The following is a 17,886-nucleotide window of genomic DNA, read 5'->3' as shown; positions in this document are numbered from 1 at the left end:
ACCACCTCGAGCCCCGGAACTGCCAAGTCAGGCCCCGGAACTGCCAAGTCGGGCCCTGGATCTGCAAAGTCGGGCTCTGGAACTGCAAAGTCGGGTTAGAACCAGTCGTCGGGGCGGGGCCAGGTGAGCATGCCTTCGAGGTCCTCGCGGGTCTGGCCGTTCTCGCCTGGGGTGTCGGCGGCGGCGTAGGCGCCGCGGAAGAACAGCAGCGGGCGGGTGTCGCGGGTGTCGCCGAGTTCGAGGACGCGGCCGACCACCACCAGGTGATCACCGGCTTCGTGGACCGTCTCGACGGCGCAGTCCATCCAGGCGAGCGCGCCATCCAGCAGTGGCGCCCCGGACGCGGCCGGACGCCAGCTCACGGACTCGAACTTGTCCGCGCCCCGGGCGCCGAACACCGCGCTGACCGCACGCTGGTCCTCGGCGAGCACGTTCACCGCGAACCGGCCCGCCCGCTCGATCGCCGGCCAGCTCCGGGAAGTCTTCGCCGGGCAGAACAGCACCAGCGGCGGGTCGAGCGACAGGGCCGCGAACGATTGGCAGGCGAACCCGGCGGGACGCTCACCGTCATGGCCGGTGATCACCGTCACGCCCGTGCAGAAGTGCCCGAGCACCGACCGGAACCTGCCCGGGTCGAACCCGAGCCGCGCACCCGTCGCCCGCGCCGTCACTGCTGCCGCGCTCCCACCGAGAAGTCGTGACCCCACAGACTGACCGCCGTGCTCTCCCTGGCGATCCAGCTCCCGTCATCGACCTGCCTGCCCTCGCACCCGAACTCGACGTCGAAACCTCCTGGGGTCTTCATGTAGAACGACAGCATCAGGTCGTTGACGTGCCTGCCGAGGGTGGCCGACATCGGTACCCCGCGCCGCTGGGCCCGGTCGAGACACAGGCCCACGTCGTCGGTGTTCTCCACCTCCACCATCAGGTGCACGATCCCGCTCGGTGTGGGCATCGGCAGGAAGGCCAGGCTGTGGTGGCGAGGATTGCAGCCGAAGAAGCGCAGCCAGGCGGGCGGTCCGTCCGCCGGCCTGCCGACCATCTGCGGCGGCAGCTTCATCGAGTCCCGCAACCGGAACCCGAGGACGTCCCGGTAGAACCGCAGCGCGGCCTCGTCGTCGTGGGTGGACAGGACGACGTGCCCGAGCCCCTGCTCCCCAGTGACGAACCGATGCCCGTAGGGGCTCACCACCCTGCGGTGCTGCAGGGCGACGCCGTGGAACACCTCCTGCGTGTTGCCCGACGGATCGTCGAAGGAGATCAGCTCGTCCACCCTGCGGTCGGCGAGCTCGTCGGCCGTGCCTTCCTTGAACGGCACACCGTGCTCGTGCAACCGGGTGCGCATCTGCTCGAGCTCACCGGCGTTGGCGACCTCCCATCCGGTTCTGGCCAGCCGGTCGGTCTCCCCCGGTACGATCACCAGCCGCGCCGGGAAGTCGTCCATCCGCAGGTAGAGGGCGTCGGGGTGGGTGCCGCTGCCCTCGACCATGCCGAGCACCTTCAGGCCGTACTCCCGCCATTTCGCCATATCGGTGGCCTCGATGCGCAGGTAGCCCAGTGACCGGATGCCCATCAGGATTTCCCTCCGTCGGTGAGGAAGTCGATCGCCAGCCGGTTGAACTCCTCGAACTTCTCCAGCTGTGCCCAGTGCCCGCAGCGGCCGAACACATGCAGCTGCGCACGCGGGATCGTCTTGAGCGCGAGCAGTGCGCCGTCGAGCGGGTTGACCCGATCCTCCCGCCCCCAGATCAGCAGCACCCGCTGCCGAAGCCGGTGCGCCTCGCGCCACAGCATGCCCTGCTCGTAGGTGTCCGGCCGGGCGAACGAGGCCCCCATCGCGGCCATCGCCGCGAGCGAATCGGGAGCGCTCGCCGCGGCGAACCGCTCGTCGACGAGTTCGTCGGTGATCAGTGACTGGTCGTACACCATCACCCTGAGGAAGGCCTCGAGTTTCTCCTTGCTCGGCCCCGGCGGCGCCGCGAAGCGTGCGAGGTTCCTGATCCCCTCGGTGGGATCGGGCGAGAACATGTTGAGACTGAGCCCGCCAGGTCCCATCAGGACCAGCCTGCCCGCGCGGCCGGGATGGTCCAGGGCGAGCCGGACGGCCGCTCCCCCACCGAGCGAGTTGCCGATCAGGTGGGCACGCTCGATGCCGAGCGCGTCCATCAAGCCGACCACGGCATCCGCGCTGTGGGTGAAGTACTGCGGGTGCTCGGTGGGCTTGTCCGAACGGCCGAATCCCGGCTGGTCGACCGCGAGCACGCGGAAGGATTTGGCGAGCACCGGCAGGTTCCGGCCGAAGTTGCTCCACGCCGAGGCTCCAGGACCGCCTCCGTGTAGCAGGATCACCGTCTCGGGGTGTTCCGAACCGGCCTCGTGGTAGTGCAGACGGAGATCGTCACGCACCTGAACGTACTGACCCTCGCTCACGTCGTTAATCCCCTCACACCATCGCGTTCTCGACCGGGAGGCCGAACTCCCCGGTACCGAACATCGTGTACGCGCGTTCCGGGTCGTTCGCCGCGTGCACCCGTCCCGCGTGCGCGTCTCGCCAGAAACGCTGAATCGGCGTGCCCGCCTTCAGCGCGCGGCCACCGGAGTTCTCGAAAAGCCGGTCGATCGCCGTGATCGCCCGTTCCGTGCCCCTGACCTGGTCGCGGCGCACCCGCAGCCGGGTGGCGAACGGCAGCTTCTCCCCGGCCAGCGCGTGCTGGTACAGCTCGTCGATGTTGTGGGTGAGCTGCAGCCACGCCGCGTCGATCTCGCTGGCGGCCTCGGCGATACGCACCTTGGCGAAGGGGTCCTCGGCCGACTTCTCCCCGGCGTAGGCGGCGCGCACCCTGGACCGCTGGTACTCCACATGCGCGTCGTAGGCGCCCTGCGCCATACCGATGATCGGCGCCGTGATGGTGCTGGGGTGCACCGAGCCGTAGGGCAGCCGGTAGAGCGGACCGGGATTGACCTTCTGCCCCGGGGTCTTGCATTTCGACGTCGCCATGAAACTCAGCGCGCGGTGTTGTGGCACGAAAACGTCGTCGACGACGATGTCGTTGCTACCGGTTCCCCGTAGCCCCACGGTGTCCCATACGTCGTCGATCGTGTAGTCGCTGATCGGCAGCAGGTACGTGCAGAAGTCGACGGGCTTGCCCTCGGGATCGAACGCGGGCGCGCCGAGCAGGACCCAGGTGGCGTGATCACATCCGGAGGAGAAGCTCCACTTGCCACTGAGCCGGTATCCGCCATCGACCACCTTCGCCTTGCCCATCGGCGCGTATGAGGACGAGATCCTGGTGTCCACGTCCTCGGCCCACACCTCCTCCTGCGCCCGTGCGTCGAACAGCGCCAGGTGCCACGGGTGAACGCCGAGGATGGAAGCGACCCAGCCGGTGGAGCCGCAGGCACTGGAGATCAGCTTGACCGCGGTGTAGAACGTGACCGGATCCGCCTCGTAGCCGCCGTGGATCGTGGGTTGCAGGAGCTTGAAGAAGCCGGTCTCCTGCAAGGCTTTGATGGACTCGTCCGGGATCCGGCGCGCGTCCTCGGTGTCCTGCGCGCGCTCGCGCAGAGTGGGCAGCAACTCCTGTATTCCAGCGATCACCCCGTGGGTGCCCTGCTCGGTCATGTCCTGCCCCGTCCCTCGTTCGACATCCTCTGACAATCTCGGGCAGCAGCCTGCCGCCGCGAGACCAAGACTAGAACATGTTCTTGTTTTTGTCGAGACTCCGCTGGCAGGGGCCGTCGCGTCATGTCGTCCACAGTAGATCTCACTGAGCCTCTTTCTCCCTTTTCCGCAGGGAAACCGTGGCCGCGTGGCGCCCTGCTCGACGGCCGGAGAACACACAGTCGGCCAATGACAGCCCACTCACGTAGGAACGAGAACAGATTCCTACGGCAGTGCGTCCAGCCGCATAGAGCCCGGCGATCGGCGCACCCGAAGCAGCACGCACCGACCCGGTCTCCTCGTCGACGACCAGTCCGCCGAGCGTGATCATCGGACACGGGTACCCGAGATTCGGCCGGATCGACAGGTCGATCAGCGAGTAAGGACCGGTACGCAGCGCGCGGACGAACTCGGCCGGCTTGCCCATCGGATCGGGAGTACCCGACAGCGCGGCCGCGTTGTACAGCCCCACCGTCTCCGCGAGGCCCGCCGCGTCGATCCCGGCCGCGTCGGCGACCTCGCGCAGCGTCGCGGCGCGGACCCGTCCCCGCCCGAGCAGGTACAGCACCTGCAGCCACTGGAACCACTGGCTCTGCTTGCGCGCGGAGCGCCGCGCCTGCCGGACGATCGTGTCGTCGACCAGCAGCCAGCCCTTTCCCCCGTGCCGGCTGATCATCGCCTCGCCCACCGCCGCGCCGTATCGGGACTCGTCGATGATCCGCCGGCCCCGCGCGTCCACCAGGATGCCGCCGAGGAACGCGCTCGGCGGACTGAGGAACCGCCAGGCGGAGATCCGATCCAGTTCCGCGGTGGCACCGCCGGCCTCCACACCGAGGCGCATACCGGAACCGTCGTCGGCCGAGGTGCCCAGCGCGAGCCCGCCACGGTACGCGGGCGCGTGCTCACGGACGAGTTCCCGGTTCGCGATGAACCCGCCCGCCGACAGCACCACACCCCGGCGAGCGGTGAGCGTGACCTCCCGTGCGTAACGCCGCTCCAGCAGCAACGCACGCCGGTGTAGTGCCTTGCGCATGGCCGGTACGTAGAGCCCCGGCTTCGCGGAGTACCTGCCAAGCAGCCGGTGCGCGGTTCGCACCCAGCTCGGCGCATGCCGCAGGGTGCGCACGACCAGCCCGGTGACGGAGCCGTCCGGGCCGGTGAGCAGTCGCGCGGCGTCGGTCTGCGGCAGCACCCGGACCCCACTTCGCCGGGCCGACTCGGCCAGCCGGGTGAACAAGAGGGCTCCCGACGTCCCCTTGCCCCGGACCCGGTGGCCGCGCGCGGCAGGCGGTGTCACCTCGCGGAACTCCCCGGAACACTCGCTGCCCGAGTAGTAGAGGTAGTAGTCGTTGTTCGGGTACGAGGTCTTGTCGGGACACAGACTGCCCTCGAAGGGGACGCCATTGCCCTCCAGCCAGCGGATCATCTCCGGGCTGCCGGCGCAGAACCGCCGCAGCGTCTCCGGGGACACCACGTCGCCCGCCTCACGCTCCAGATACGCGTGCATCGCCGCCGCGGTGTCCTGCACGCCTGCGGCGACCTGCTGCGCGGTGCCACCTCCCGCGTAGAGCACACCCCCGCTCACCGCGGTGGCGCCGCCGCCGGAAAACCGGTCGACGACCAGCACATCCGCGCCCGCCTCGGCCGCCTCGATCGCCGCACAGGCGCCAGCGGCGCCGAATCCGACGACAATGACATCGGCAACATCGGTGTCGTGTTCAGCCACGTCGCCTACCCTAGAACTGAAACACGTTCTCGTCTATGGTGTCGACAGCGGTTGCGAACAGGCGTCAGCAGAACTATAACGTGTTTCAGGTCTAGGCAGGACAACAAGGGCCTGAGTGACGGAGGTGTCATGGCGGGCCGGCATTGCGCGGGCGAGTTCGACGTGATCGTGGTCGGCAGCGGCGCGGCGGGGATGACCGCCGCACTGGCCGCCGCACGGCAGGGCCTGGACACGGTCGTGATCGAAAAGGCCGGCAGGTTCGGCGGCTCGACGGCCCGCTCGGGCGGGGGCGTCTGGATACCAGGCAACGAGGCCCTGCGGGCGGCGGGCGTGCGGGACACTCCGGAGCAGGCCAGGCAGTACCTGGCCGCCATCGTCGGCGATGTGGTGCCGGCCGAACTGCGCAACGCCTACCTCGACCACGGTCCAGGTGTGGTCGAGTTCGTCCACCGCAACACCCCCCTGCGGTTGCGCTGGGTCCGCGACTACTCCGACTACCACCCCGAGGCGCCAGGCGGCCTGTCCACCGGACGTTCGGTGGAGCCGAGACCGCTCGACGGCAGGATCCTCGGCCCCGAGCTCGCCAATCTCGAACCGCCGTACAGCGCTGCGCCGATGGGTGTGCCGATCACGCAGGCCGACTTCCGCTGGCTCAGCCTGATCGCCCGGCACCCCAAGGGCATCCTGCGCCTGATCCGGCTCGGTCTGCGCGGATTGGCCGGCCGCGTCGCGGGCAAGCGGCTGCTGTCGATGGGGCAGGCGCTCGCAGCCGGGCTCAGGGCCGGGCTGCAGCAGGCAGGCGTGCCGGTCTGGCTGGACACTCCCCTGCTCAGTCTGCAGGTGGAGGACTCGCGGGTCACCGGCGTGCTCGTGCACCGCGACGGCGAGGAGGTGCTGCTTCGGGCGCGCGCCGGTGTCGTGCTGGCCTCCGGTGGGTTCGAGCACAACGAGCAGATGCGGGTCAAGTACCAGCGGGCCCCGATCGGCACGGAATGGACCGTGGGCGCCGAGGCCAACACCGGCGACGGCATCAATGCCGGGCTAGCGCTCGGGGCGGCCGTGGACCTGATGGACGACGCCTGGTGGGGGCCGTCCATCCCACTGACCGGCGGGCCCTGGTTCGCCCTCGCCGAACGTTCACGACCGGGCTGCCTCATGGTCAACGCACGTGGCGAGCGGTTCGTCAACGAGTCGGCACCCTACGTCGAGGCCGTGCACGCGATGTACGGGCCGGGCGACGGCCCCGCCGAGAACATCCCGGCCTGGCTCGTGTTCGACCAGCGCTACCGCAACCGCTACATGTTCACCGGTCTCGGCCCCCGTCAACCGTTGCCGGGACGCTGGTACAAGGCGGGGATCGCGGCCAGGGCGGGCACACTGGCCGAACTGGCCGAACGGATCGAGATCCCGGCCGAGGCGCTCGCGGCCACGGTTTCCCGCTTCAACTCGTTCGCGACGACCGGCGTGGACGCCGACTTCGACCGCGGAGCGAGCGCCTACGACCACTACTACGGCGACCCACGCAACCGGCCCAACCCCAGCCTCGGCCCGGTGGACACGGCTCCCTACTACGCCGTCCGCATCGTGCCCGGCGACCTCGGCACCAAGGGCGGGCTGCGCACCGACGCGCATGCCAGGGTGCTGCGCGAGGACGGTTCGGTGATCGGTGGCCTCTACGCGGCGGGTAACGCCAGCGCCGCGGTGATGGGCCGCACGTACGCGGGCCCTGGCGCGACGATCGGACCGGCGATGGTGTTCGGCTTTCTTGCGGCCCAGCACCTCGCATCGAACAATCAACACCGCTCGACCGTCGAGCCATCAGGTGGAGGTAACCGATGACGCAGGCTGACGCCGTCCGCACGATCGATGTCGGTGCTCCGCCGGCCCGGTTCGCGCGTGGCTGGCACTGCCTCGGCCTGGCCGAGGACTTCAGGGACGGTAAACCGCACGCGATCAACGCCTTCGGCACGAAGCTGGTCGTGTTCCAGAGCCAGAGCGACGGCGAGCTGCACGTGCTCGACGGCTACTGCAGGCATATGGGCGGGGATCTGACGCAGGGCACGGTCAAGGGGGACGAGATCGCCTGCCCGTTCCACGACTGGCGCTGGAACGGCAACGGCAAATGCGTGTCGATCCCTTACGCGAAGCGGGTTCCACTGCGCGCACGTACCCGTTCCTGGCACACCCTTGAGGAGAACAAGCAGCTTTTCGTCTGGCACGACCCCGAGGGCAAGGCCCCGCCTGAGGACGTCACGATCCCGCGGATCGAGGGCGTGTTCAACGGCGAGTGGAGCAACTGGACATGGAACTCGGTGCTGATCGAGGGCGCCAACTGCCGCGAGATCGTGGACAACGTCGTGGACATGGCCCACTTCTTCTACATCCACTTCGCGTTCCCCACCTACTTCAAGAACGTCTTCGAGGGCCACATCGCCTCGCAGTTCCTCAACACCAAGGGCAGGCCGGATGTCGGAATGGCATCGAATTACGGCGGGGAGGAGAACCTCCTGCGCTCCGAGGCCTCCTACTACGGCCCCTCGTACATGATCAACACCCTGTTGAACACGTACAAGGGATTCGACGTCGAGAACGTGCTGATCAACTGCCACTACCCGGTCACGGAGAACTCCTTCGTGCTGCAGTGGGGCGTGATCGTGAAGAAGCTGCCCGGGGTGTCGGACGAGCAGGCGGACAAGATCGCCGGGAAGTTCGCGAAGAGCATCGGCGTCGGCTTCATGCAGGACGTGGAGATCTGGCGGAACAAGTCGCGGATCGATAACCCACTGCTCTGCGAGGAGGACGGCCCGGTCTACCAGCTGCGGCGGTGGTACGAACAGTTCTATGTGGACGCCGACGAGGTGGCCGAGGACATGACGCGGCGGTTCGAGTTCGAAGTGGACACATCCCGCGCGAACGAGGTGTGGTCGCGCGAGGTCGCGGAGAACCTGCGGCGGCAGCGGGATGAGGCGCAACACGCCGAACAGGGCTCGGAAGCCGGAGTCTGAGAATGACGGCCGGAACGGGCACACAGCACGGGCCACCGCCAGGCGGCCGTACGACCTTCGGTGAGCCGACGGCCAGGGCCGACACGCTGGCCGACCGGCGCGAGTTCCTCTCCGCGGGACTACGAAGCCACGACTGCGACACATGCGGAACATGCGTGCTGGTGAAGAAGAACAGCCCGAAGCATACGAGTATCCAATGGCTCACCGACGCGGCCACCAGCTGCCCTGTTTTCGCCGAGCGCATCGCGGACGGCGGGCACACCGCACTCCTGGACACCTGTGAACGGCTGGGTGAGAGCATCGCCCGCGCCGCGCGCGACGGCGAACTGGGAGGCCCCGGTGAGTGAGGCGTTGCTGCTGCGTGTGGCCGAGGTGATCGAGGAGACGGCCGACGCCCGCTCGATCGTCTTCGACCCCACCCCGGAGCAGCGCGCCGCGCTCGCGTACCGGCCGGGGCAGTTCCTCACCCTCCGGATCCCCAGCGACCGATGCGGATCGGTGGCGCGGTGCTACTCGTTGTCCAGTTCGCCGTACACCGGCGACGCGCCGCAGGTCACGGTCAAACGCACCGACGGCGGCTATGCCTCGCACTGGATCTGCGACAACATCCGGCCGGGCAGCGAGATCGAGGTGCTGGCGCCGAGCGGGGTGTTCAGCCCGGCCTCCCTGGACACCGACCTGCTGCTGGTCGCCGCGGGCAGCGGGATCACACCGGTGATGTCGATCGTCAAGTCCGCGCTGGCCGAGGGCTCGGGCCAGGTCGTCCTGGTCTACGCCAACCGCGACGAGCGGTCGGTGATCTTCGGCGACGATCTGCGCGCACTCGCCGAGAAACATCCGGACCGGCTCACGCTGATCCACTGGCTGGAGAGCGTGCAAGGGCTGCCGGCCACCGAACAGCTGCGGACGCTGCTGCGCCCGTTCAGCGGGCACGAGGCGTTCGTCTGCGGGCCACGCCCGTTCATGACCGCGACGACCACCGCGCTGAAGGCGCTCGATGTGCCGAGGTCGCGGATCCACCGGGAGAAGTTCGTCTCACTCGGCGGAAACCCGTTCGAGAACGCCGCGGTGGCCCCGGCGGGCGAGGACGTGAGCTCGGACGGCGCGAGTGCGGACCCGCCCGCGATGGTTCAGGTGGAGCTCGACGGTGAGCGGCACGAGTTCGCGTGGCCGCGCCGGAGCAAGCTGCTGGACCTGTTGCTGGAACGGGGACTGGACGCGCCGTTCTCCTGCAGGGAGGGTCAGTGCAGTGCCTGCGCCTGCCGGATCACCTCGGGCGAGGTCAAGATGCTGCACAACGAGGTACTGGAAGCCGAGGACATCGACGAGGGGATCGTACTGGCCTGCCAGTCGGTGCCGCTCACCGACGAGGTGTCGGTCAGCTACGAGTAGGAGTGTGTACATGCCCATCGACCCCGCCGTCGCCATCGGCGCCGAACTGGACGAGGTGAAGTTCGGCTGGACACCGTCGGATGTCCTGCTCTATCACCTCGCGCTAGGTGCGGGAGCTGATTCGACAGACCGCCGCGAGCTGCGTTATGCCTACGAGCGCGATCTGCGGGTACTGCCGACATTCGCAACGGTGGCGGCGAACCTCCGGGTGTTCGAGCCGCCGTCCGTGTCCTTTCCCGGGGTGGAGGTGGACCTGGCGAAAGTCGTGCACGGGCGGCAGTCGGTGACCGTGCACGGGCCGATTCCCGTCGAGGGTGAGGCGGTGGCGAAGTCCCGGATCACCGATGTCCTCGACAAGGGCAAGGCCGCCGTCGTGATCCAGCGAACCGACGTCATCGACAACTCCGGCGATCCACTGTGGACCACGGAGTCGAGCATCTTCGCCAAGGGCGAAGGCGGCTTCGGCGGCCACCGCGGCAACTCCGACCAGGTGGTGCTCCCGGATCGGCAACCCGACGTCGTGGTCGACACGCCGACGCTGCCGCAACAGGCCCTGCTGTACCGGCTCTGCGGTGACCGGAATCCGCTGCACGCCGATCCGGAGTTCGCCGGCCGCGCCGGGTTCGACGCACCCATCCTGCACGGCCTGTGTACCTACGGAATCGTCGCGAAGGCCGTCACCGACGCGCTACTGGACGCCGACGCCACCCGCATCGGCTCCTGGTCCGCGAAGTTCGCCGGAATCGTGTTCCCCGGCGAAGCCCTGCGCACCCGAGTCTGGTGCGAAGGCGACGCCCTCCTGGTCACGACGACGGCCCCCGGCCGCGACGAAGCCCCGGTGCTCACCGACGCCGTCCTGCGTACCCGGTAGGAACGCCAACGCGACGACATCAAATGGCGGCGACGAGCGAATAGGCCATACCCAGCCCCATGGTGGCGCGGTAGGCCTCGCGGGAGCTGTACCAGGCCCCGGCGCCCGCACTGCTCCTGACCAGGCGCGTGCCGCACAGCGCAGCGTCGGCGGCGAGTGCGACGGCTCCTGCGATCGCGAGCGCGGGAAGCGCGAGGGACGCCGAGGGGTCCATGCCGGCCATGGTGAACCACGGCCCGTGGGACATGCCAGGCTCGTGGGGCATCGCGGTGAGCATGTAGAACATGAGAACGGCGTGGTTGGCGACATGCCCGTGCCCGCCGTGCCCGTGCGCACCGTGCCCGGCAAAACTCGAAACACGCCGGTCCCGCAGGAAAGCCCAGAGGAAGTACGTCGCGACCAGGAGCAGCACCGCCTGCCAGCCTGCGGCGGGAATCGGGCCGCCCACCGGGGACAACATGGCCACCATCGCCAGCGTCAGCAGGAGTTCAGCCAGGTCACTGTCGCGGTGGCGTCCGGTTCGCAGGACGTCGGGCCGGGTCACCCGTTGCACGCACGGGATCAGCAGGAGCACGAAGATCACCGTGAGCAGCCAGGACACCATCGCCTGATGACTACCTGCCACCACGATCTCACTCCCCGTCGCCGCCGGTCGTGCTTACCGTGGCAGCCGACGGCGCGCCCGCACCAGCCGTCAAGCAGGTGAATGCGCTACCCGGCCGGGTTCACTCGCCGTCACAGGCGAGCACGAGCCCGCTTGTCGGCACCCCGGTACCCGCCGTGACGAGCACGTTGTGCACGTCCGGAACCTGATTGACCGCAGTGCCCCTGAGCTGCCGGACAGCCTCGGCGATGCCGTTCATCCCGTGGATATAGGCCTCCCCCAGTTGGCCACCGTGCGGGTTGAGCGGCAGTTCGCCGTGCAGTTCCAGCCTGTCGCCCGCGATGAAGTCCTTGGCCTCACCCCGGCCGCAGAAGCCGAGTTCCTCCAGTTGCATGAGCACGTACGGGGTGAAGTGGTCGTAGAGCACCGCGACGTCGACGTCGCCTGGGCCGATCCCGGCCTGTCGCCACAGCTGCCTGCCCACCACACCCATCTCCGGCAGCGCCGCGAGCCGGTCCCGGTAGTAACTGGTCATCACATACTGGTCCGGACCGCTGCCCTGCGCCGCCGCCGCGATCACGGCAGGCCGATGTGGGAGATCCCGTGCCCTGCTCGCACTGGTCACGACAAGCGCAACGGCGCCGTCACTCTCCTGACAGCAGTCCAGCAGATGCAGTGGTTCGGCGACCCACCGCGACGCCTGGTGCTCCTCGAGCGTGATGGGCCTGCCGTGGAACCACGCCTTCGGGTTGGTCGCGGCATGCTTGCGGTCGACGACCGCGATCCGGCCGAAGTCGGCGCTGGTGGCGCCGTAGTCGTGCAGGTAGCGCCGCGCCAGCATGGCGACCGTCGCGGCCGGGGTCGCGATACCCATCGGATAGTGGAAGCTGTTGTCCACTCCGGACGAGTTCACCTGCTGCGCGGCGGCTGACGAGACCTGGCCGAAGCGATGGCCGGATCGTTCGTTGAACGCCCGGTAGGCCACCACGACATCGGCCACTCCGGTGGCCACCGCCATCGCCGCCTGCTGCACGGTCGCCGCCGCGGCACCGCCGCCGTAGTGGATTCGGCTGAAGAACGACAGTTCCTCGATGCCGAGTTCCCTTGCCACTGCGATCTCACTGTTGGCGTCCATGGTGAACGAGACCAGTCCGTCCACATCGGACGGCGTGAGTCCCGCGTCGGCCAGCGCGCCGCGTACGGCCTCGGCCGCGAGCCGCAGTTCGCTGCGGCCGGAGTCCTTGGAGAACTCCGTCGCCCCGATTCCGGCTATGGCCGCCCGTCCCGGCAATGTCATGAGGCCTCCGCGTCCGGTAGTTCGATCCGCACGGTTCCGGTGACGTGCTCCCCCAGCGAGCAACGCCCGCTCACCGCGACGACCAGTTCGGTACCTTGCCGCCGCACGACGCTTCCCGACAGCGTCAAAGTGTCGTAGGCGTAGCAGGGGACACCGAGGCGGATCTTCACCCCGCGAACCAGCGCCCTCGGACCGGCCCAGTCGGTGACGAACCGCTGCACGAGGCCGGTGTCGGTGAGGATGTTCAGGAAGATGTCCTTCGAGCCCCGCGCCACCGCGGAGTCTCGGTCGTGGTGCACGTCCTGGAAGTCCCTCGTGGCGATCGCGGTGCTGACCACGAAGGTCGGAGTCACCTCGATCCGCAGTTCGGGAAGCTCCGTACCCACCGGTGCGGGCCAGGCCGTCTCGGTGCGGGTCATGTGCGGGGCCTCCAGGCAGGCAGTGTCAGTTCCTCGTCGATCCGCAGGAAGACCACCTCCACGGGTAGTCCGATGTGGACTTCGTCAGGGGTGGTGCCGACGATCTCGCCGAGCACCCTTACACCTTCGTCGAGCTCGACCAGCGCGACCACGAACGGCAGCGGTCGTCCCGGTACCGGCGGATGATGATGCGTGACGTAGCTGAAGACCGTGCCGGTTCCCTTCGCCACCACGTAGTCCGGTACACGGCCGAAGTCGCCACCGGGGTCGACCGGGCCGGGCGGGTGCCGCAGCACGTCACCCCAACGCTGGATCCGCAACTCCCCCGCTCGGGTACCCGACCAGAAGAACTCCGTGTCCGCGCTGATCACCGGCCGGATCTGTCCCTCGGCTCGCTCCCCCGCCTCGATGATCCGCGGGTTTCGCGGCGGGCCGGCAGGTCGCGCGGGCTCGCTGTCCGGCGGGCGGAACTTCAGCACCCGGAACATCATCTCCGCCACCAGTTCCTCGCCGACGAACCAGTCGGTCCTGGTGGTCACGAACCAACCCTCGCCCAGTGCCGTACGCTTCGGTCCGACCACGCTCTCCAGAGTGGTACTGGCCGCCACCTGCTCGCCATGACACAGATAACGGTGGTAGTTCTGCTCGGAATCGGTCGCCACGACTGAGGTGTAACCAGCGTCGTCCAGCACGGCCATCATCGCGCCGAGCGGATCGTCGGGGGCCCTGGTGCCGTGCAAACCGTTCATCGTCCACACCTGCGCCATGGCCGGTGGTGCGATCGGTCCACTGTGCCCCGACGCGATGGCGGAAGCGGGATCGGTGTAGACCGGGTTGGTGTCGCCGATGGCCTCCACCCAGTTGTTCACCATCGCCTGGTTCACCGGATCCCGTGCCACGCGAGGGACCGAAGCACCCAGCGCGGCGATCCGCTCCGCCTCGGCCCGCACGTCCACTGTCATGTCCGCGCTCACCGGGGCACCCTCGGCAACCCGAGGCCGGCGGTGGCGATCAGTTCCCGCTGGATCTCGTTCACTCCGCCCCCGAAGGTCAGCACGAGGTTGCGCTTGGCCAGTGTGTCCAGCCACCGCGCCAGTTCGGCGGTGTCCGGATCGGCCGGATCTCCGTGCCGCGCCACGACTTCCTCCAGAATTCTGCTCACGCGCTGGATGCGCTCGGAACCGAATATCTTCGTGGCGGAGGCATCCGCGATCTCGCTGGCCGGGGATCCGGCCCCCGCCGCGGCCGCGGCGACCTGCCAGTTGAGCAGTTCGTTTATCCGGGTCACCGCGAAGGTTTCCGCGAGGGCCGCCCGAACGTCGGGCAGCCCCAGCAGGGTTGTTCCCTCCGCGGTGGTCCTGGCGGCCGCCCAGGCACGTACCCGGTCGTAGAGACCGCCAATCCGGCCTGCGGGGCCGAGCATCACACGCTCGTGGTTGAGCTGGGTGGTGATCAGCTTCCAGCCCTCGTTCTCCGCACCGACCAGCATGTCCGCCGGCACCCGGACGTCGGAGTAGTACGTGGCGTTGACGTGGTGCGCGCCATCGCAGGTGATGATCGGGGTCCAGGAATAGCCGGGATCACGGGTGTCCACGATCAGGATCGAGATTCCCTTGTGCCGCGGCGCTTCCGGGTCGGTGCGCACGGCGAGCCAGATGTAGTCCGCGTCGTGCCCGCCGGTGGTGAAGATCTTCTGTCCGTTCACTATGTACTCGCCGTCGCGACGCACCGCCGATGTCCGTATCGCGGCGAGATCGGTGCCCGCGTCGGGTTCGCTGTACCCGATCGCGAAGTGCACCTCACCCGCGAGGATGCGGGGCAGGAACCGCGCCTTCTGCTCGGCCGTGCCGAACCGCTGGAGCGTGGGACCGACGGTCTGCAAGGTCACCGATGGCAGCTGCACGTCGGCGCGCGCGGCCTCGTCGACGAAGATGTGCTGCTCGATCTCGCCGAAACCGCGACCACCGAACTCCGTCGGCCAGCCCACGCCGAGCCAGCCGTCCCGGCCCATCCTGCGGACGATGTCGCGGAACACCGGACCGTGTCGTTCGCGCACCATCGCCGCGCGCTCGTCCGGCGCGACCAGATCCGCGAAGTACCGGCGCAGCTCATCGCGTAGCTGTCGTTGTGCCGCCGTCAGTTCCAGGAGCATCGATCGCGCACCGGTCGCGGCCGGGCGCCGTACCGCACTCACCGTCCTGCCCAGATCGCCGCCGGTGCCGGTCGCGCTGAAGCCGGCCACCCGCTCCCCCAGCAGGCCGAGCCGCGCCGCGGGACCGCCGACGTACCGGACGAGGTCCTTGATCAGCCCGTAGTAGCGGTGCAGCGGGTAGGTGACGTCCACGCCGATCCCGCCGTGCAGGTGGTGACAGGTGGCCAGCGCGCGGGGAGCCTCCTCCGCGAGCCAGTACGCACCGACGTCGAGGTCGGGCTGCCAGTCGCGGCCCGTGGCGATCCGCCACGCCGCCGACATCGCGGCGAGGTGCACGGTGCGCTCCGCGATGTAGACGTCCGCGATCTGCTGGGCCACGGCCTGAAACGTCGCAAGGGGCCTGCCGAACTGCTCGCGGGTGCCGAGATGTTTGGTGGTCAGTGCCAGTGCTCCGGCCAGCACGCCCTCACCGAAGGCCAGTGCGCCGGCGAGGGCGTAGGCATGCAGCACTTCGAGCGCCTCGCCCCGGTTCGCGGTGGCGAGCATGTCCGCCTCGTCCACTGCGACCTCCGCGAGGCGCACAGTGTGTTCGGGGGCTCCGGACGCACTCGGGGTGGTGATCACCGTGACGCCCTGCGCGGCCGGGTCCACCAGGAACACCACCGGCCCGCTCGCGGTCGTGGCCGGAACCAGAATCCGGGCCGACGCCGCCGCGCAGGGCACGCCGATCTTCGTGCCGGTCAGGCGCCAGCGGCGGCCATCGCTGACCGCCGTGGTCCGTGGCGTGGTGGTCATCGGGTCCGATGGCTCGTGCAGAGCGGCGGTCAGCAGCGATTCTCCCGCCGCGACCTCGGGCAGCAGGGCCGCGCGCTGATCCGCGCGGCCGAGCTGGTTCAGCGGGAGCAGTCCCAGCGCCAGCGTGCTCAACGCGGGCAACGAGGCGCCCGCCCGCCCGGCCTCGGTGAGTACGGCACCGACCTCGACAAGGCCGAGGCCGTCGCCGCCCAGCTCGGCGGGCAACGCGAGCGCGAGCAACCCGGCCTTCGCCAGTGCGCGCCACGTCTGCAGGTCGTAGCCCGTGTCGTCCACGCGCTCCGGATCGGCCTCGCGGTCGAGGATCTCGGCCGTCAACTCGGCGATCGCCCGCTGTTCGTCGCCCGGAGTGAAGTCCACGCCCGCTCCTCACCTGCCGTCGTCATCGAGACCAAAACTGAAACCTGTTCTAGTCTTAACCACGACCGGTGATCACTGCAAGCCCCGGTATCGGTTCCGCGCTATCCCGTCCGCCGTGCGGCCGCCTCCAGCAGCTCGGCCATGGCCCTGGGGATCGCCTCGGCCAGCGGCCAGAGATCGGGTACGAGGTCACGGGCGCCGAGCAGGCCGACGTCCACCTTGCCCGCGTTCGACAACACGGTGATGTTCAGTCCCGCACCGTGAAAGACCGGCCCGAGCGGATACAGCCCGGTGATCCTGGCCCCGAGCAGGTAGAGCGGCACGGGTGGACCGGCGACCGAGGAGATCACCAGGTTGTGCACGACAGGGTGCTTCTCGGCCAGTCGCAGCGCGGAGTACGCCCGCACCCCGAGACCGAACGCCGTGGCGCCGGCGAACTGGGCCCAGTCCTGGAGCATGTCGGCGTCGATGCTGTGGTGGTGAGCCTTCGACTGCCGGTTGTGCTCGGCAAGCAGGACCACCCGCGCCGCGGGATCGGCAAGGTGGGTCGGCAGCGTGGCGAAGAAGGCCGACACCTTGTTGCTGCCCGTCGACCGCTGGGTGCGGTCGTGCACCGAGACCGGCACGGTCGCCACGAGCGGATCCGGCGGCAGATCGTCGCGCGCGCCGAGAAACTCCCGCAGCGCACCGGCGCACAGGGCGAGCACCACGTCGTTGACCGTGACCCCGAAAGCGTTCTTGACCGTCTTCACGTCGGCCAGGTCGAGTTGGGTGAAGGCGAGGCTGCGGTGCCCCGTGATGGTGCCGTTCAACGTGGTGCGCGGCGCGGTGAACGGCACCGGCATTCCGGTTCTGCGCAGGGCACGGCCTGCCCACTTCGGCACCATCGTCGCCAGGCCGGGCAGCAGTTTGGCCAGCTGGACGGGCCTGCCTGCCACATCGGCGAGACCACCTCTGAGCAGCGAAAGAACATCCGGAGGGCCGCCTGCAGCGCCTTCCGCGGGCCCGGGGTCCGGCGGGGGCGCATCCGGCTCGGTGCCCGCGAGAAAGGCCAGGAGGTTCGCGCCACTGACCCCGTCGACGCTCGCATGGTGCATCTTCACCAGCACCGCGACCGTGCCGTCCTCGAGCCCGGAGATGACATGCATCTCCCAGAGCGGCCTGCCCCGGTCCAGCGGCTGACCCGCGATGTGCGCGCACAACCGCGCGAGCTCGGCACTGTCGCCCGGCGCGGGCACGGCGATGTGGTGCAGGTGGTGGTCGAGGTCGAACTCGTCGTCCTCGATCCAGATCGGATGGTGCAGATTCCACAGCGGGTTGTACAGCTTGCGCCGGAACGCCGGGATCAGCGCCACCCGCTCGTCCAGCCGTCGCGCCATGGCTTCGATGTCGTAGCCGCCGGGCACGGTGGCGGGGTCCACGGTGATCAACGCGCAGACGTGCATCAGCTGGGCCGAGGTCTCCAGGTAGAGAAAGCTCGCGTCCAGTCCGCTGAGTCTGCGCATGGGTCTCAGCGTATGCGAGATGGCGGCTGGACCCGACTGCTCAGAAACGCTGTGAGCCGTGCAACGCGTTCTACCGCAGCT

Annotated in this window: 16 protein-coding genes and 1 pseudogene; 5 read left to right on the top strand and 12 right to left on the bottom strand. The window is 68.9% G+C overall.

What is annotated here, in order from left to right:
* Nucleotides 1–95: 95 nt before the first annotated feature.
* The 5 genes from hsaB to D0C15_RS04025 all read right to left on the bottom strand — a co-directional run bounded on the left by hsaB (nucleotide 96) and on the right by D0C15_RS04025 (nucleotide 5,387).
* Nucleotides 96–671, bottom strand: a complete 576-nt coding sequence (hsaB, locus tag D0C15_RS04045) for a 3-hydroxy-9,10-secoandrosta-1,3,5(10)-triene-9,17-dione monooxygenase reductase subunit (protein WP_116040979.1) — start codon at nucleotides 669–671, stop codon at nucleotides 96–98.
* Nucleotides 668–1,573 carry an iron-dependent extradiol dioxygenase HsaC gene (gene hsaC, locus D0C15_RS04040; protein ID WP_116040978.1) on the bottom strand — a complete coding sequence of 302 codons (906 nt, stop codon included), beginning with the start codon at nucleotides 1,571–1,573 and terminating at the stop codon, nucleotides 668–670. The genes hsaB and hsaC overlap by 4 nt, the downstream gene beginning before the upstream one ends.
* Nucleotides 1,573–2,430: a 4,5:9,10-diseco-3-hydroxy-5,9,17-trioxoandrosta-1(10),2-diene-4-oate hydrolase gene (hsaD, locus tag D0C15_RS04035; RefSeq protein WP_116040977.1), complete on the bottom strand. Its 858-nt coding sequence runs from the start codon at nucleotides 2,428–2,430 to the stop codon at nucleotides 1,573–1,575. Before hsaD ends, hsaC begins: the two co-directional genes overlap by 1 nt.
* 13 nt (nucleotides 2,431–2,443) lie before the next feature.
* On the bottom strand, nucleotides 2,444–3,622 hold the full coding sequence (hsaA, locus tag D0C15_RS04030; RefSeq protein ID WP_116040976.1) for a 3-hydroxy-9,10-secoandrosta-1,3,5(10)-triene-9,17-dione monooxygenase oxygenase subunit: 1,179 nt from the start codon (nucleotides 3,620–3,622) through the stop codon (nucleotides 2,444–2,446).
* A gap of 142 nt (nucleotides 3,623–3,764) precedes the next feature.
* On the bottom strand, nucleotides 3,765–5,387 hold the full coding sequence (locus D0C15_RS04025; protein WP_116040975.1) for an FAD-binding protein: 1,623 nt from the start codon (nucleotides 5,385–5,387) through the stop codon (nucleotides 3,765–3,767).
* Nucleotides 5,388–5,516: 129 nt separating this feature from the next.
* Between D0C15_RS04025 and kstD the strand changes: the two genes are divergently transcribed.
* The 5 genes from kstD (at nucleotide 5,517) to D0C15_RS04000 (ending at nucleotide 10,655) form a co-directional block, all read left to right on the top strand.
* Entirely contained in the window at nucleotides 5,517–7,226 is a 1,710-nt protein-coding gene (kstD, locus tag D0C15_RS04020; protein WP_116040974.1) for a 3-oxosteroid 1-dehydrogenase, read from the top strand.
* A complete protein-coding gene (locus tag D0C15_RS04015) occupies nucleotides 7,223–8,392 on the top strand; it encodes a 3-ketosteroid-9-alpha-monooxygenase, oxygenase component (RefSeq protein ID WP_116040973.1) in 1,170 nt (389 codons plus the stop codon). Before kstD ends, D0C15_RS04015 begins: the two co-directional genes overlap by 4 nt.
* A gap of 86 nt (nucleotides 8,393–8,478) precedes the next feature.
* On the top strand, nucleotides 8,479–8,739 hold the full coding sequence (locus D0C15_RS04010; protein ID WP_116041107.1) for a hypothetical protein: 261 nt from the start codon (nucleotides 8,479–8,481) through the stop codon (nucleotides 8,737–8,739).
* Nucleotides 8,732–9,784, top strand: coding sequence for a ferredoxin--NADP reductase (locus D0C15_RS04005; RefSeq protein WP_116040972.1), 1,053 nt, complete (start codon nucleotides 8,732–8,734; stop codon nucleotides 9,782–9,784). Before D0C15_RS04010 ends, D0C15_RS04005 begins: the two co-directional genes overlap by 8 nt.
* A gap of 10 nt (nucleotides 9,785–9,794) precedes the next feature.
* On the top strand, nucleotides 9,795–10,655 hold the full coding sequence (locus D0C15_RS04000) for a MaoC/PaaZ C-terminal domain-containing protein (RefSeq protein WP_116040971.1): 861 nt from the start codon (nucleotides 9,795–9,797) through the stop codon (nucleotides 10,653–10,655).
* Between the two features lie 19 nt (nucleotides 10,656–10,674).
* Here D0C15_RS04000 and D0C15_RS03995 read toward each other — a convergent pair whose 3' ends face one another.
* The 7 genes and pseudogenes from D0C15_RS03995 to D0C15_RS03970 all read right to left on the bottom strand — a co-directional run bounded on the left by D0C15_RS03995 (nucleotide 10,675) and on the right by D0C15_RS03970 (nucleotide 17,805).
* A complete protein-coding gene (locus D0C15_RS03995) occupies nucleotides 10,675–11,280 on the bottom strand; it encodes a DUF5134 domain-containing protein (protein ID WP_245975552.1) in 606 nt (201 codons plus the stop codon).
* A 100-nt stretch (nucleotides 11,281–11,380) separates the two neighbouring features.
* Nucleotides 11,381–12,556, bottom strand: coding sequence for a lipid-transfer protein (locus D0C15_RS03990; RefSeq protein WP_116040969.1), 1,176 nt, complete (start codon nucleotides 12,554–12,556; stop codon nucleotides 11,381–11,383).
* The gene (locus tag D0C15_RS03985) at nucleotides 12,553–12,975 is read right to left on the bottom strand and encodes a MaoC family dehydratase (RefSeq protein ID WP_116040968.1); all 423 of its coding nucleotides are present in this window, start codon (nucleotides 12,973–12,975) and stop codon (nucleotides 12,553–12,555) included. The genes D0C15_RS03990 and D0C15_RS03985 overlap by 4 nt, the downstream gene beginning before the upstream one ends.
* Nucleotides 12,972–13,937, bottom strand: coding sequence for a bifunctional MaoC family dehydratase N-terminal/OB-fold nucleic acid binding domain-containing protein (locus D0C15_RS03980; RefSeq protein WP_116041106.1), 966 nt, complete (start codon nucleotides 13,935–13,937; stop codon nucleotides 12,972–12,974). The genes D0C15_RS03985 and D0C15_RS03980 overlap by 4 nt, the downstream gene beginning before the upstream one ends.
* 8 nt (nucleotides 13,938–13,945) lie before the next feature.
* A complete protein-coding gene (locus D0C15_RS34930) occupies nucleotides 13,946–15,127 on the bottom strand; it encodes an acyl-CoA dehydrogenase family protein (protein ID WP_245975568.1) in 1,182 nt (393 codons plus the stop codon).
* An 81-nt stretch (nucleotides 15,128–15,208) separates the two neighbouring features.
* Nucleotides 15,209–16,300 (bottom strand): annotated as a pseudogene (locus D0C15_RS34925) (acyl-CoA dehydrogenase family protein); the annotation flags it as partial.
* A gap of 101 nt (nucleotides 16,301–16,401) precedes the next feature.
* Entirely contained in the window at nucleotides 16,402–17,805 is a 1,404-nt protein-coding gene (locus D0C15_RS03970) for a WS/DGAT/MGAT family O-acyltransferase (protein WP_116040966.1), read from the bottom strand.
* Nucleotides 17,806–17,886: the final 81 nt, after the last annotated feature.

Source organism: Amycolatopsis palatopharyngis (assembly GCF_003385185.1).
GTDB classification, from domain to species: Bacteria; Actinomycetota; Actinomycetes; order Mycobacteriales; family Pseudonocardiaceae; genus Amycolatopsis; species Amycolatopsis palatopharyngis.
The sequence above is the reverse complement of the archived record's forward strand: the minus strand, read 5'-3'. Positions and strand labels throughout refer to the sequence as shown.